This window comes from Agromyces sp. GL_144 (assembly GCF_057834305.1).
Map to the genome: position 1 here is coordinate 198,846 of NZ_CM174399.1, position 14,553 is coordinate 213,398.

The 14,553-nt window shown below is 72.3% G+C and carries 15 protein-coding genes; 10 read left to right on the top strand and 5 right to left on the bottom strand.

Annotated features, from left to right (window positions below):
• Positions 1–272 precede the first annotated feature (272 nt).
• On the top strand, positions 273–689 hold the full coding sequence (locus AC3IPY_RS00845; RefSeq protein ID WP_489186104.1) for a hypothetical protein: 417 nt from the start codon (positions 273–275) through the stop codon (positions 687–689).
• A 68-nt stretch (positions 690–757) separates the two neighbouring features.
• On the opposite strand, the gene AC3IPY_RS00850 is transcribed toward AC3IPY_RS00845, so the two are convergent.
• The 5 genes from AC3IPY_RS00850 to AC3IPY_RS00870 all read right to left on the bottom strand — a co-directional run bounded on the left by AC3IPY_RS00850 (position 758) and on the right by AC3IPY_RS00870 (position 6,537).
• The gene (locus tag AC3IPY_RS00850; RefSeq protein ID WP_489186105.1) at positions 758–1,429 is read right to left on the bottom strand and encodes a GNAT family N-acetyltransferase; all 672 of its coding nucleotides are present in this window, start codon (positions 1,427–1,429) and stop codon (positions 758–760) included.
• Between the two features lie 58 nt (positions 1,430–1,487).
• Positions 1,488–2,882, bottom strand: a complete 1,395-nt coding sequence (locus tag AC3IPY_RS00855; RefSeq protein WP_489186106.1) for a glutamyl-tRNA reductase — start codon at positions 2,880–2,882, stop codon at positions 1,488–1,490.
• An 83-nt stretch (positions 2,883–2,965) separates the two neighbouring features.
• Positions 2,966–3,715: a hypothetical protein gene (locus AC3IPY_RS00860; protein WP_489186107.1), complete on the bottom strand. Its 750-nt coding sequence runs from the start codon at positions 3,713–3,715 to the stop codon at positions 2,966–2,968.
• Between the two features lie 378 nt (positions 3,716–4,093).
• A complete protein-coding gene (locus tag AC3IPY_RS00865; RefSeq protein ID WP_489186108.1) occupies positions 4,094–5,665 on the bottom strand; it encodes an Ig-like domain-containing protein in 1,572 nt (523 codons plus the stop codon).
• A 44-nt stretch (positions 5,666–5,709) separates the two neighbouring features.
• Positions 5,710–6,537 carry a hypothetical protein gene (locus AC3IPY_RS00870; RefSeq protein ID WP_489186109.1) on the bottom strand — a complete coding sequence of 276 codons (828 nt, stop codon included), beginning with the start codon at positions 6,535–6,537 and terminating at the stop codon, positions 5,710–5,712.
• A gap of 392 nt (positions 6,538–6,929) precedes the next feature.
• Between AC3IPY_RS00870 and hemE the strand changes: the two genes are divergently transcribed.
• The 9 genes from hemE (at position 6,930) to hemC (ending at position 14,546) form a co-directional block, all read left to right on the top strand.
• Positions 6,930–8,075, top strand: coding sequence for a uroporphyrinogen decarboxylase (hemE, locus tag AC3IPY_RS00875; RefSeq protein ID WP_489186110.1), 1,146 nt, complete (start codon positions 6,930–6,932; stop codon positions 8,073–8,075).
• The gene (gene hemG / locus AC3IPY_RS00880) at positions 8,072–9,571 is read left to right on the top strand and encodes a protoporphyrinogen oxidase (RefSeq protein WP_489186111.1); all 1,500 of its coding nucleotides are present in this window, start codon (positions 8,072–8,074) and stop codon (positions 9,569–9,571) included. Before hemE ends, hemG begins: the two co-directional genes overlap by 4 nt.
• A 100-nt stretch (positions 9,572–9,671) precedes the next feature.
• Positions 9,672–10,133, top strand: coding sequence for a hypothetical protein (locus AC3IPY_RS00885; RefSeq protein WP_489186112.1), 462 nt, complete (start codon positions 9,672–9,674; stop codon positions 10,131–10,133).
• 12 nt (positions 10,134–10,145) lie between these two features.
• Positions 10,146–10,550 (top strand): phage holin family protein, encoded by a 405-nt coding sequence (locus tag AC3IPY_RS00890; protein WP_489186113.1) that lies wholly within the window; start codon positions 10,146–10,148, stop codon positions 10,548–10,550.
• On the top strand, positions 10,537–10,845 hold the full coding sequence (locus tag AC3IPY_RS00895; protein WP_489186114.1) for a DUF3618 domain-containing protein: 309 nt from the start codon (positions 10,537–10,539) through the stop codon (positions 10,843–10,845). Before AC3IPY_RS00890 ends, AC3IPY_RS00895 begins: the two co-directional genes overlap by 14 nt.
• Positions 10,846–10,876: 31 nt before the next feature.
• A complete protein-coding gene (locus tag AC3IPY_RS00900) occupies positions 10,877–11,515 on the top strand; it encodes a GntR family transcriptional regulator (protein WP_489186115.1) in 639 nt (212 codons plus the stop codon).
• A 66-nt stretch (positions 11,516–11,581) separates the two neighbouring features.
• Entirely contained in the window at positions 11,582–12,319 is a 738-nt protein-coding gene (gene hemQ / locus AC3IPY_RS00905) for a hydrogen peroxide-dependent heme synthase (protein WP_489186116.1), read from the top strand.
• A complete protein-coding gene (locus AC3IPY_RS00910) occupies positions 12,319–13,581 on the top strand; it encodes a ferrochelatase (protein ID WP_489186117.1) in 1,263 nt (420 codons plus the stop codon). Before hemQ ends, AC3IPY_RS00910 begins: the two co-directional genes overlap by 1 nt.
• Before the next feature lie 53 nt (positions 13,582–13,634).
• Positions 13,635–14,546, top strand: a complete 912-nt coding sequence (gene hemC / locus AC3IPY_RS00915; RefSeq protein ID WP_489188395.1) for a hydroxymethylbilane synthase — start codon at positions 13,635–13,637, stop codon at positions 14,544–14,546.
• Positions 14,547–14,553: the final 7 nt, after the last annotated feature.

Consider the following 14,553-nt stretch of genomic DNA (forward strand, 5'->3'; position numbering starts at 1 on the left):
GGCGGCGTCGATGCGGTCGCGAGCCTGTCGGGCCGCACGGCGAGCGGCATCGGCGTTCGCCATGCGGCAGAGCGGGAGCAGCACCGCGATCTCGGCTTCGAGCGCGGCCTCGAGTGCGGCACTGTCGGTGCCGTCGTCGTCGACCTCACCGAAGCCGAGCGAATGGCCTCGGCGACCGCCACGGCGAGTTCGCCTGAGACGACGGCCTCGCCGAGCCGTGAATACCACGGTGCGCGCACCTCGGGAATGACCGCGGCGGCCCCCGGGTCGTCGTGGCGCCGACGCTGGTACTCGGCCGCAGCCTCAGCCTCGGCGACGAGTTCGCCGACCGCGACCAACGCGGCCGCCTCGCGTTTCGAGGAGCGGGTGATCGACTGCAGCATCGCCCCGGCCGAGGCGTGGCCGTCGCGTCTGGCGAGCCCGCTCCGCCCGAACGGGACACGCGATCGACGGGAGACTTCGGCGGCGGCGAGCGCCTGGTGTCGTTCGACCTCGTGTCGCAACGCCGAGATCGCTTCGAGCGCGGCGACCAGCTCGGCATCGTCTGCCGAGTGGAAGGCCGCCGGGGTCAGCCCGAGCGCACGCAACTCGCCGATGAACTCGGCGAAGGCGGGCAGCTTTCTGCGGCATGGTCCAAGTCTGCCGCGGGCCGCCGACCTTCGAAGAGAGTTTCGAACATCTGTGGATAAGTCCTGTGGATAACTGGCGGTGGCGGTGGCGGTGGCGGTGGCGGTGGCGGTGGCGGTGTCACGTGACGCTACGACGCCTGCCGAGCCACCCACTCGCGCCGCAGGATGCCGTACATCGCGGTGTCCTGCCACTCGCCGTCGTTGTACTCCTCTTCGAGGATGGTCGCCTCGCGCCGCATGCCGAGCCGCTCGCAGAGGGCGGCGGATGCCGCGTTGCGGGCGTCGAGCAGCGCGTGAACCCGGTGTGCGCGAAGCGTGTCGAACGCGAGATCCATGACGGCGGCGGCGGCCTCGCGGGCGAGTCCGCGCCCCTGGAAGTCGGGGTGCACGACCCACCCGATCTCGAGCTGTCCGTGCTCGACCCGGTCGGCGCGCAGCATCACGTCGCCGATGACGCGCCGGCCCGTGGCATCCGCTCGCTCGCTGCCGGTCGGGGCGACGCGTGGTTCGCCGACGAGCTCCATCGCGAGGAAGATCGCGTCTTCGTCCTTCTCGAGGCGGCGCAGGCCGGCGCGCTTCTCGGTGTGCGCCCGGCCCTCGTCGACCGTGCGCTCGGGCCACGGGATGTAGCGCAGCACCTCGGGCAGTCGCTGGTACTCCCACACGTCACGGGCGTCGGATGCCTCGAGCGGGCGCAGCACGAGGCGTGCGGTCTCGACGGGGCCGAACGGCGGGTCGTCGAGATCGAATGGCAGGGCGAGCTCGGGAGGCCCGTCGTAGCGCGGCGTCGCGTCGGTCATGCCTCGACGCTATCGCGAGGATCCGACGTTGCAGTCGGACTCGACGCTGGGCGCGGCGTCAGCCGGCCGATTGCGCCCGGTGCGTGGCATCCGCCGGCATCGCAGGCCCGGCCGAACCGGCCGAACCGGCCGAGTCGGCCGCCCCGGCCGCCTCGTCGCCCGACGTGATGCCGAAGATCGCCTCGAGGCCGTCGATCCAGGACTGCTGGTCGCCGGCGCGTGCGAGCTCGCGCGAGCGGACCATCGGAGTGTGCAGCAGGACGCCGGCCATGTGCCGCAGCGCGGCCTCGGTGCGCCCGTCGTCGTCGCCTCGGGAGGCGGCGCGGTCGATCTCGGCGTCGAGGATGTCGAACACGTGCTTGCGCAGGGCGACGACGGCCGGTGCGAGGCGCTGCTCCTCACCGGATTCGCCGAAGGCGCGCGTGTCGCGCAGGACGATCGCCCGCGCGGCATCGGTGGCGGCGAACTCCTCGAGGGGCGCGTGGATCTTGATGGTCTCGAGGTCGAGCAGCTCGACGCCGGGGACCTCGACGACGTCGGGTGCCACGTTGCGGGGCAGCCCGAGGTCGATGACGAGCTGTCGCCGTTCGGGTCGCGCCGGTTGCGCGACCGGCCCGATGGAGGGCAGTGCGGATGCCGCGGCGAGCGTCGCGCGTCCGTCGAGCAGGAGGTCGCGGTCGACGACCTGCCGGTCGGCGGTCGTGCAGGTGACGATGAGGTCGACGGATGCCGCGACGCCGGCGTAGGCCCCCGGTGAGACTGGCTCGATGCCGTGGTTCGCGGCGAACTTCGCGGCGCGGCCGGAGGGCGAGTGCACGACGACGTCGGTGACGCCGCGGTCGCGGAGCGCCGCGAGGGAAGCTCCGGCGAAGCGGCCCGTGCCGACGAGGAGCACGCTCGTCTGGGCCCAGTCGCTGACGCGGCTCTCGGCCAGGTCGAGCGAGAGTCGCACGAGCGAGCGGCCCTCGCCGCCGAGTTCGGTCTCGTTCTTGACCCGCCGCGAGGTCTGGGAGGCGCGCTGGAACAGTCGCTCGAGTTCGGGGGTCGTGGTGCCCTCGGTGCGGGCGCGTTCGAGCGAACGGCGCACCTGGCCGGCGATCTCGCCCTCGCCGACGACCACGGATTCGAGGCCGGATGCCACGGAGAAGAGGTGCCCGGCGACGGCGTTGCCGTGCACGAAGCCGAAGGTCTGGCGAAGCTCGGTCGCATCGAGGTCGGCGACGGCGCCCACCGCGCGGACGGCCTCGTGCACGACCTCGACGGGGGAGGTGCCCTCGGGGGCATCGAGGTCGAGGTACGCCTCGAAGCGGTTGCAGGTGGCGACGACGACCGCGCCCTTCACGGCGTCATGGCCCTCGAGGATGCGCGGTGCCGCCTGGTTCGCGTTCGCCGAAAGACGCTCGAGCATGTCGAACCCGGCGTTCTTGTGACTCGCGGAGAAGCAGATGAGCACGGAGAGATTCTACCCGCCGTCGAGAGAGGTCCTGATCAGGGCGGCCCCCGAGGCACCGCGGGCACCCATGGGGCGGCGCGCGCCTATCGTGCCGCGAGGGCGAGCGCGCGCGCCTCGGCGTCTTCGCGGGCCATCGCCGCCGTGATCACCGGGATCGGCGCGGTCAGCGGCGGCACCTCGAGGCCCTCGGCGGCGAGGGCCGTGCGGTGCTTCGCCTTCCACTCGCGGACGACCGCGAAGAACGCGGCATCCGACATCGCGTAGCGTCCGGGGCGACCGGATGCCAGCACGACCGGCAGTTCGACGCTGTTCTTGTGGCGGCGCACGCGCAGCACGAGCACGGAGAGCACCTCGGTGCCGGCCACGGTCGCATCGGCGCGGATGTTGCGCACCTCGCGCCATGGGTAGGCGTCGACGCGGCGCGGGCGTCGACCGCCGTCCCAGAAGGTGATGCCGGCCTCGTCGGCCACGATGGAGTATCGCCGGCTGATGCGCATCGGCGCCGATTCGTCGAGTCGGAGTTCGTTCATCTGCTGCACGAGCGGCCCGACGCGGATGGCGCAGACGAGCCCATCGGGGTGCTGTCGGGCGAGCGTGGTGCGCCGGGCCCGGATGCGCGCGTCGCGCACGAGCAGCGTGATCGCCGAGACCGCGGCACCCACGAGGCAGAGCACGGCGACCAGCGAGGCCAATGCCTCGGACGGGACCGCCGGGAGCCGGGAGACGATGCCGTGGATGACCGGGGACCCGGCGATGAGCGCCGCCACCACGAGGGTGGCTGCGACGGCGACGAGCACGGTCAGGACCGTGCGGTGCCGCGCATCGGCGCTCATCGCCGAGCTCCGCTCGCATCGAGGCGGAGTGCGGACGACGACATGCCGGACTCGGACAACCCTGCGTCGAACGAGCGCGAGCGCATGGCGGGACGGCCACGACTCGCACGGTCGATCATCGGCGAGGGGGACAAGGGGGGACACACGAACCAGGACATGTCGTCGATTTCTCCGGGGGGACGGAGGCACGCCGCCTGCGGCGCGTCGTCGTGCGAGGGGGGCGCACAACGAGTCCGACTGTAGACCCATCGCGCGGTCGCCGACAAGGGCGGGCCCGTCAACTGCTCATCTGAGCACCGGGCGGGGTGCGTCGACGTGCGGACGGGCCCGCCACCGCGAGGTGACGGGCCCGTCCGAGGTGCTGCGTGCGACAGCCGATCAGCCGCGTGCGCCGGCGGCGCGACGGCGGAACGACATGAGCGCCATGGCGCCCGCGCCGAGGAGCATGGCCGCGAGGGCGGCCAGGCCGAGGCCGGCACCCTCGAAGCCCGTGTCCGCGAGACCGGCGGTGGTGGCCGCTGCGGTCGTGGCGGTCGGCGTCGTGTCGGTGCCGGCCGGTGCGGCCGCGGCATCCGCCTCGGTCACCGTGATCGGGACCTCGACGGTGCTGCCGTCGGCGAGCAGGGCCACGACGTGGTGCTCTCCGGCCGGCGTGGACGTCGGGACGACTGCGGCGAACGCGACGGCGCCGGCCTCGTCGGCTTCCACGGCGCCGAGGTCGACGGGCTCCGAGTGCAGCTCGAACGTCACCGAGGTGCCGGCGGGGAAGTTCGCGCCGGTCACGTTCACGGTGCCGCCGGGAAGGATCTCGGCGGCGTCGAGGGCGAGCCAGGGCAGGACGGCCGCGGGCTCGTCGGTGCCGGGCTCCTCGGTCTCATCGCTGCCGCCGGTGCCGGTCTCGTCGGGGTTCTCACCCGAGTCGCCGGAGCCGGTGTCACCCGAGCCGGTGTCGCCGGAGCCGGTGTCGTCGCCCTCGTCGGAACCGTTGTCGTCCGAGCCCTCGTCGGAGCCGTTGTCGTCCGAGCCCTCGTCGGACCCGTCGCCGGGCTCCTCCGCGCCGATCGTGGATTCGATCACGAACGACAGGTTGACGGTGCGGTTGTTGCCCGCGAGGTCGAAGACGCCGGCCCGCAGGGAGTAGGTGCCGTCGGCGAGGCCCGCGGGGAGCGTCCACGACCCGGACCAGGCGTCTCCGCCGGCGATGACCGTGTGCTTGCCGACCGTCTTCTGCAGGGCGCCGTCCTTGTAGAGGTTGACGGCGATGTAGTCGAGACCGTGCACATCGGAGGCCGTGACGTCGACGTTCACGCCCTCGCTCGCTGCGAACGAGGCGCCGTCGACGGGGTTCGTGACGGTCAGCGTCGGGCGGGTGTTGTCGACGAGGACCTTGATCTTCGTCTCGGTCTTGTTGCCGGCCTTGTCGGTCGCGGTGGCGAGCAGGGTGTGCACGCCGTCGGCGACCTTCGTGGTGTTCCATGCGAACTCGGCCTGGGCGCCGTTGGTCGCCTGGTAGGCGTAGGCCAGGCCGTCCGAGTCGAGGCGGAGGTTGTAGCTCTGCAGGTTCGCGTCATCGAGCGTGACCTTGACCGGCACGGTGCCGCGGACCTTCGAGTCGGCGCTCGGTGCGACGATCGTGACGACCGGGGCCGAGTTGTCGACGACGACCTTGACCTTCGTCTCGGTCTTGTTGCCGGCGGCGTCGGTCGCGGTGGCGAGCAGCGTGTGCTCGCCGTCGGCGACGGTCGTGGTGTCCCATGCGAACTCGGGCTGGGCGCCGTTGGTCGCCTGGAAGGCGTAGGCGAGGCCGGAGGAGTCGACGCGCAGGTTGTAGCTCTTGAGGTGCGCGTCGTCGAGCGTCACCTTCACCGGCACGGTGCCGCGAAGGATCGAGCCCGCGGCCGGCGCGACGACCGAGACGGCCGGCTTGGTGTTGTCGATCGTGATCGGCACGAGGCGGCTCACCGAGAGACCGCGCGCATCGACCGCGACGATCTTCAGCTGGTACGCGCCGTCGGGTACGCGCCGAGGTCGACCGAGAGCTTCGGGCTCAGGCCGTGGTTGCTCGAGCCCGGCGACTTGGTGTTGTCGGTGAGCCAGGTGCCGCCGCGGTTCAGCTCGATGTACGTGTAGCTGATGTCGTCATCGGCGAGCTCGACCACGAAGGTCTGCCGGCCGCTGACGACGGTGCCGTCGGCGATGACCTTCGTGATGACCGGGGCGACGCCGACGGGAGGGTTCTCGTCGAAGGTGTAGCGCTGATCGCCCGCGACGACGGCGTGCAGGACGCCGTCGGCCTTGACGCCGGAGCCGAGGCTGAACCCGACCTTGACGATCTCGGCGCCGGGTGCGGCGGCCGACCACTGGGCGAGGGTGCCGAACCACTCGGATCCGTTGCCGCCGTTGTCGTCGCCCGACGGGTCGAGTGCCTTGAACGCGTCCTTCGAGCTGCCGGTCAGCCACCAGTTCTCGCCGTACACCGATTCGCCGACGAGGATGCCGTCGCCGATGCCGTCGCCGTCGAGGTCCACGACGAGCTGCGCACCGGGCGCGATGCCGGAGTTCGCCGTGTAGTCGAGGCCGCTCGTGAGCGCGCTCGAGAGCAGCAGCTCGACGTCGAGGTACCCGGCGACCTTGTCGGTCGACGCGGTGCCCTCGGTCCAGATGTGCAGGCCGTCGGTCGTGCGTTCGTAGTGGCCGGTCGCGCGGGTCTCGCCGAAGTTCCAATCGCCGATCGGCGCGGCTTGGGCGGGGACGGCGACGGCGACGAGCGCGAGCGCGAGGCTCGCGGCACCGCCTGCCGCGATCGACTTCTTGAGGGACATGCTTCTCCTTCGGGGCGTACGGATGTGCTGGGCGAACTGGGGCGTTCGGGTCGTGCTCGGCGTTCGGGTCGTGCTGGGCGCGCGGGCGCGTGCCGGGGTTGCGTCCGGCGGCGATGGCGGACGCGGGTTTCGAGCGCGCGGGCGCGCCGAGGGCCTTCGGGTGGCATCGGCACCGCGGCGCCGAGTGTCGGGTTCGTCCTGTCGCGACCGGAGAAAACGGGTAAGCGGGGTCGATCGAGACAGTTCCATGCAAAGCTAACAATCGCCCGGCCTCCGAGATGACGCTTTCCGACCCCCAGTAGGGGTGACGTGCGAACGGCGCGCGACGCGATCGCGACGGCCCCCTCGCCCGCGCCCACCGCCCGCGCCGCCTCTCAGCTCGATACGGGACAATGGCACGCGTGATCCTCTCTTCGCAGCATCCGCTCTCCGCAGGCCTCACCGGCGACTCGCGTCTCGTGCGCGCATATAGAGGAGAGCGCGCCGACACCACGCCCGTCTGGTTCATGCGGCAGGCCGGCCGCTCGCTGCCCGAGTACCGCGAGCTGCGCGTCGGCACGCGCATGCTCGACGCCTGCCTCGACCCCGCCATGGCGAGCGAGATCACCCTCCAGCCGGTGCGCCGCCACAAGGTCGACGCGGGCATCTTCTTCAGCGACATCGTGGTGCCGCTGAAGCTCGTCGGCGTCGACGTCGAGATCCAGCCCGGTCGCGGCCCGGTCTTCGGCAAGGGCTATGCGGATGCCGCGGGCGTGGCCGAGCTGACCGCCATCGATCCCGCGCGGCTCGACGAGGCATCCGCCCCCATCGCCGAGGCCGTGGCGCTCACGATCGCCGAGCTGAACCGCACGGACGCATCGGGCACCGCAACCCCCCTGATCGGGTTCGCCGGGGCGCCGTTCACGCTCGCCGCCTACCTCGCCGAGGGCGGCCCGTCGAAGGACCACCTGGCGGCCCGCACGCTCATGCACGCCGATCCCGGCGCGTGGCGCGCGCTCATGGACTGGACGGCCGAGCTCACGGGGCGCTTCCTGCGCGCACAGGTGCTGGCCGGGGCATCCGCCGCGCAGCTCTTCGACTCGTGGGCCGGTGCCCTCTCGCTCGCCGACTACGAGACCCACGTCGCGCCCGCCTCGGCGAACGCGCTCAGCCATGTGCACGACCTCGAGTACCAGGCGACGGATGCCTCGGGCGCGAGCGTGACGCGAGCGGTGCCGGTCGTGCACTTCGGCGTGGGCACGGGCGAGCTGCTCGGCGCGATGCACGACATCGGCGTCGACGCCGTCGGGGTCGACTACCGGGTGCCGCTCGACGTGGCCGTGGAGCGCACCGGCGAGGGCGTTCCCCTGCAGGGCAACCTCGACCCCGCGCTGCTCGCGGCGCCGTGGCCGGTGCTCGAGGCCGCGGTGCGCGACGTGCTGCGCCGGGGCGGCGCCGCCCCCGCCCACGTGTTCAATCTCGGCCACGGCGTGCCGCCCGAGACCGACCCGACCGTGCTCACGCGCGTCGTCGAGCTCGTGCACGAGGCGGGCGCGTGAGCGAGCAGGGCGAGCCCCGACCAGACCGCACGACCGACGTGGTCGTCATCGGCGGCGGCATCGCCGGCCTCGTCGCCGCACTCGAGTGCGCGAAGATCGGCCTGGCCGTCACGGTGCTCGAACGTCGCGACGTGCTCGGCGGATGCGTCGGGCGCATCGAGCTCGCCGGCCTCACGCTCGACTCCGGCGCGGAGTCGTTCGCGACGCGCGGGGGCGCGGTCGCCGAGCTGCTCGGCGGCCTCGGCCTCGCCGACGCGATCGAGCAGCCGAACCCGGCCGGCGCCTGGCTGGTCTGGCCGGCCGCCCGTGGCGGGCGCGGCGGCGCCCTCGGCATGGACGCCGCGCCGCTGCCGCGCACGGGGCTGCTCGGCATCCCGGCCAATCCGCTCGGCGACGACGTGCGTCGCATCATCGGCTGGAACGGCGCCTCCCGGGCGTACCTCGACCGGCTGAAGCCGATCCTCAACATCGGGCGCGCGCACAGCCTCGGCAAGCTCGTGCGCGACCGCATGGGCGAGCTCGTGCTCGACCGCCTCGTCGCGCCCATCTCGTCGGGCGTGTACTCGACGAACCCCGACGAGCTCGACCTCGACGTCGTCGCGCCGGGCCTCAACGAGGCCATGACGCGCACCGGGTCGCTTTCGGGCGGGGTCGGTCAGCTGCTCGAGGAGCGCAGGGCGGGCAGCGCCGTGCAGGGCCTCGACGGCGGCATGCACCGCCTCGTCGACGCGCTGCTCGCCCAGCTCGACCGCTTCGGCGCCCGGGTGGTGACGGCTGCCCCGGTCGCCTCCCTCGTGCGTGCCGAGAGCGACGGCGGCGACGCCGGATGGCGCGCGACCGTCTCGCGAGAAGACGAAGATCTCGTCGTCGACGCCCGGTTCGCGATCGTGGCCGCCCCCGCGGAGGCGTCGCGCACGCTGCTCGCGGGAGCGGTCGACGGCTGGGTCGACGAACTCGCCGAGGCGCCGTCCGCGGCCTCGATCGAGATCGTGACGCTCCTGCTCGACGCGCCCGTGCTCGACGACGCCCCCCGCGGCACCGGCGTGCTCGTCGCGGCCGGCACCCCCGGCGTCGCGGCCAAGGCGCTCACGCATTCCACCGCGAAGTGGCCGTGGCTGGCCCGCCGCACCGACGGACGGCACGTCGTGCGCCTCTCCTACGGGCGCGCGGGCGAGCCGAACCCCCTCGACGGGCTGAGCGAGGCCGAGGTGCACGAGACCGCGCTCGCCGATGCATCCGCCCTCCTGGGTGTCGAGCTGCCCGCCGACGCCCTGCTCGCCCTCGGACGCTCGAGCTGGCGCGACGCCCTCTCGCAGGCGACCATCGGTCAGCGCGACCGCGTTCGGGCGCTCGAGGCCGCGCTCGCCGCAGAAGGCGGCCTCGAGGTCACGGGCTCATGGGTCGCCGGAACCGGGCTCGCCTCGGTGGTGCCGCACGCGATCGAGGCCGCCGCTCGCATCCGCCACCTCGCCGTGAACCCCGCCGCTGACGCATAGCCGGAACGGCATACTTTCAGCGCAACCCCCTTGCGCGAGCCTTCACGGGGTCTACGCTGGAATCTGTTCGCGTTCACGCGCAGTGGGGAATGGGGTGCACATGAAGGGCAAGGTCCTCTTCGTCGTCGGTCTCGGGGTCGGCTACGTGCTCGGCACGCGTGCCGGCCGTCAGCGCTACGAGCAGATCAAGGGCGCGGCCGAGAGCGTGTGGAACACGCCGACCGTGCAGAACGGCGTCTCCACCGTCAAGGACTTCGCCATGGCGCGCGTCGGCGACGTCAGCGACTCGGTGCTCGACGGCGTCAAGTCCTTCATCGGCAACGCCACCAAGGGCTCCGGCGCCACGAAGCAAGACGTCAAGTCCGCCGCGCGCTCGGCCAAGTCGAGCGTCTCCAAGGCTGCGGATGCCGCGCGCGACGCCATCGACGACACGGCGGCCAAGCTCGAATCGGCGATCGACGACGCGGGCGACGTCGCCTCCGAGGCCGCCGCTCCGGCATCGAAGAAGGCGGCCCCCAAGAAGGCCGCGCCGAAGCCGCGCACGTCGAAGTCCGGTTCCTAGGCGGGAGCGATCATGGCTGCCCCATCGAACGACGACCGGTCGCTGTTCCAGCTGATCGGCGAACTGCCCGACACCGTCTCCACGCTGATCAAGGCCGAGATCGACCAGATCAAGGCCGAGATCTCCTACAAGGTCAAGCATTTCGGCATCGGCTCCGGCCTCGTGGCGGGCGCGGCCGTCGTCGGCGTGTTCCTGCTCTTCACGCTCATCACGACGGCGATCTTCGCGCTCGCGCTCGTGATGCCCGCGTGGGCCGCGGCGCTCACCGTGTCGGGCATCCTGCTGCTCATCATCGCGGTGCTGCTCTGGATCGCCTACGTCAACTTCAAGCGCGGCTCCCAGCCGCTCGAGTCCGTCGAGAGCCTGAAGGCCGACCTCGACGCGCTGAAGGGAACCGGTGACTATGACCGCCGCTGACGCGCCGCAGACCTCCAAGCGCACCGCCAAGGAGCGCGAGCGCAACCTCACCCGGGTGCAGGCCCGCGTCGCCTCCGAACGTGCACGCGCCGACTTCGCCGAGACGCTCAACGCCCTCGAAGACAAGCTCAACCTGCCCAAGCAGGCCAGACGCAAGGGTCGCGAGCTCAAGGCGAAGCTGCGCCGCGCGGCCGACGAGCAGCCCGGCACGGTGCTCGGCGTCGCGATCGGCGCCGTCGCGGTGGTCGGCGTCACCGTCTGGCTCATCGTCCGATCCGCGACATCCGACGACTGAGTCCCCTCGCGCCGCGCGTGACCGACGCAGCATGAGCCCCACCGAGCCCGCGCACGGCGCCACCGCCGTCGAGCGGGTGGTCGATGCCCTGCGCGACGAGATCCTCACCGGCGCGCTCGCGGCCGGCGCGCCGCTGCGCGAAGAGGCTGCGGCCGCGCGGTTCGGCGTCTCGCGGCACACGGTGCGTGCGGCCTTCCAGCGACTCGCGGCCGAACGTCTCGCGATCGCCGAGCCCTACCGGGGCGTTCGCGTCGCGGACTTCGACCGTGACGCGATCATCGCCCTGCAGCAGGTGCGCGCCGCCCTCGAGGTCGAGGCCGTGCGCATCGCGCGCGACCGGTACGGCACGAGCTGGCCGGCCGACCTGCTCGCACCCGCGCTCGACGCACTCGCCCGGCTCGAGGCATCCGTCGACTGGCTCGAGGCCCAGCGCCAGCACCTGGCGTTGCACCGGGCACTCGTCGCGGCATCCGGGAGCCCCCGCATCATCGAGGCGCATGCCGCGATCGGTGGCGAGATGCTGCTGTTCCTGCGCCGCGTGCGTCCGCACTACACGCTCGACGGCCTCGTCGCCGAGCATCGCACGCTCGTCGACGAGGTGCAGTCGCGCGGGCCCGACGCGATCCGCGAACACCTCGAGCACTCGACGGCGCTGCTGGTCGGCGGCTGAGCGCACTCCCGCGACGGGCAGGAGTCCTCTTTTGGCCGATGGGCGGGAAAGGGGGAGACTAGGGGCATGTCATCCCCCGCTGCCGAAGCGGCAGCCGACGCGCTCCAGACCGAATCCGACGCCGAGCAGTCCCCTGTGGGTTACACGGTGTTCGCGGTGCTCCGCCGCGACCCCGCTCGCCCCGACGACCTCGACGGCCACGACGTGCCCCGGTTCGTCGACGAGCTCGACGGCATGATCGCCCTCGTCGAAGACGAAGGCATCACGCTCCGCGGCATCTACGACGTCTCGGGCCTGCGTGCCGACGCCGACGTCATGCTGTGGCTGCACGGCGACACCGCCGAGGGCCTGCAGTGGGCGCTGCGCGAGCTGCGCCGATCGCGACTGCTGCGCGCACTGCTGCCGACGTGGAACGCCATGGGCGTGCACCGCGATGCAGAGTTCAACAAGGCGCACGTGCCCGGGTTCCTGCGGGGCGTCGAGCCCAAGGAGTGGCTCACGGTCTACCCCTTCGTGCGCAGCTACGAGTGGTACCTGCTCGACCCGGCCGAGCGCGGGCGCATGCTCGCCGAGCACGGCCGCAAGGGCGCGGCGTTCCGCGGCGTCGTCGCGAACACCGTCTCGTCGTTCGCCCTCGGCGACTACGAGTGGCTGCTGCCGCTCGAGTCCGACGAGCTCACCGACCTGGTCGACCTCATGCGCGACCTGCGCGCCACCGACGCGCGCCGGCATGTCCGCGAAGAGGTGCCCTTCTACACCGGCCGACGCATCTCGACCGCCGAACTCGTGGAGGTGCTGCAGTAATGGCAGCGGTCAACCTCGGTTCGACGGGCGCAGACTCCGTGGGCACGACACCGCGCGGCCGCAAGCCGGCACCCGCGGCGTCCGCGCCGTGTGCCGCGGGTGCGATCGTCCCGGGTGCGACTCCTGCCGCACAGGGCGGCGCCGAGCACGTGACCGAGCCGGTCGCCTACGACGCGATCCTGCTCGCGGGCTTCGGCGGCCCAGAGGGGCAAGACGACGTCATCCCGTTCCTCCGCAACGTCACGAGCGGTCGCGGCATCCCCGACGAGCGCCTCGAAGAGGTCGCCCACCACTACCGGCACTTCGACGGCACGAGCCCGATCAACGAGCAGAACCGGCAGCTGAAGGCCGCGCTCGAGGCCGAGCTCGCGAGCCGGGGCCTCGACCTCCCCGTGCTCTGGGGCAACCGCAACTGGGACCCCTACCTCAACGACGCGCTCGACGAGGCGAAGGCGGCCGGCTTCACGAAGCTCATCGCGATCGCGACGAGCGCGTACAGCTCGTACTCCAGCTGTCGGCAGTACCGCGAGGACTTCGCCGACGCGCTCGAGGACACCGAGCTCGGCGACGTGATCCAGATCGACAAGGTGCGCCAGTTCTTCGACCACCCCGGTTTCGTCGCACCCTTCATCGAGGGCGTGCGCGACGGCATCGCCGGCCTCGTGGCCGCGAACCCCGGCCTGAACCCGGTCACCGACATCGAGGTGCTCTTCGCGACGCACTCCATCCCGTCGACCGATGCCGCGAAGTCCGGCCCCGCAGAGCGCGGCTTCGGCGAGGGCGGCGCGTACGCCGCGCAGCACCGGGCCGTGGCCGAGGTCGTCATGCGCGAAGCGGCGGCATCCGACGTGCCGTGGCAGCTCGTGTACCAGTCGCGCAGCGGCCCGCCCTCGATGCCGTGGCTCGAGCCCGACATCAACGACGCGATCGCCGAACTTCCCGCCGCGGGCCGAAAGGCCGTCGTCATCGTGCCGCTCGGCTTCGTGAGCGACCACATGGAGGTGCTCTGGGATCTCGACAACGAGGCCCTCGAGACCGCTGAAGAGCACGGGCTCGCCGCGGTGCGCGTGCCGACGCCCGGCACGCACCCGGCGTACGTCGCAGGTCTCGTCGACCTGGTGCTCGAGCGCGTCAACGGCACCCCGGTCGCCGAGCGGCCCGCCATGACCGAGCTCGGGCCCTGGTACGACGTGTGCCGCCCCGGATGCTGCGAGAACGTGCGCCTCGGCTTCCGCCCGGCACTGGCGGGGATCGCGCCGTGAGCGGCCGGGCCGGTTCCGTGATCCGCGTCGGCACGCGGGCGAGTGCGCTGGCGATGGCGCAGACGCGCCAGATCGCCGACCGCATCGCGGCTGCTGCGAAGGCCGAGGTCGAACTCGTGCCCGTCACGACCGAGGGCGACGTCTCACGCGCCTCGCTCGCCTCGCTCGGCGGCACCGGGGTGTTCGTCACGGCCCTGCGCGAGGCGCTCCTCGACGGCCGTTGCGACCTCGTCGTGCACTCGATGAAGGACCTGCCGACCGCCGAGCACGAGGGCCTGCGCCTCGGTGCCGTGCCCAAGCGCGCCGACGCCCGCGATGCGCTCTGCGCCCGCGACGGCCTCACCCTCGAGACGCTGCCCGAGGGCGCCCGCGTCGGCACCGGGTCGCCGCGGCGCATCGCGCAGCTGCGCGCCGTGCGCCCCGACCTCGAGGTGCTCGACATCCGCGGCAACATCGACACGCGACTCGGCAAGGTCGAGTCCGGCGAGCTCGACGCGGTGCTGCTGGCGGCGGCCGGGCTCGGCCGCCTCGGGCGAGCGGATGCCGCGACCGAACTGCTCCCGCTCGATGAGTGGCCCACCGCGGCCGCTCAGGGCGCGCTGGCGATCGAGGTGCGACGCGAACGCGGCGACCGGGCGCTCGAGCAGGCGCTCGAGGCCGTCGACCACCGTTCGAGCCGTGCTGCCGCGCTCGCCGAACGGCTCGTGCTGGCCGGCCTCGAGGCCGGATGCGCGGCCCCCGTGGGCGTCACGGCCTTCATCGACGACGAACTTCTGTTCCTGAGCGCGAGCGTGTACAGTGCCGACGGGACGCGGCGCATCACCAGTTCGCACGCCGCAACCCCCGAGAGTCGCTCGGCCGCCGATCTGGCGGAAGCGGCTCGTGATGTCGCCGATCGCGCCGTCGCAGAACTCCTCGGCAAGGGTGCCGCTGAACTCGCTGCTGCCTCTGAGGAGACTTCGTGACCGAATT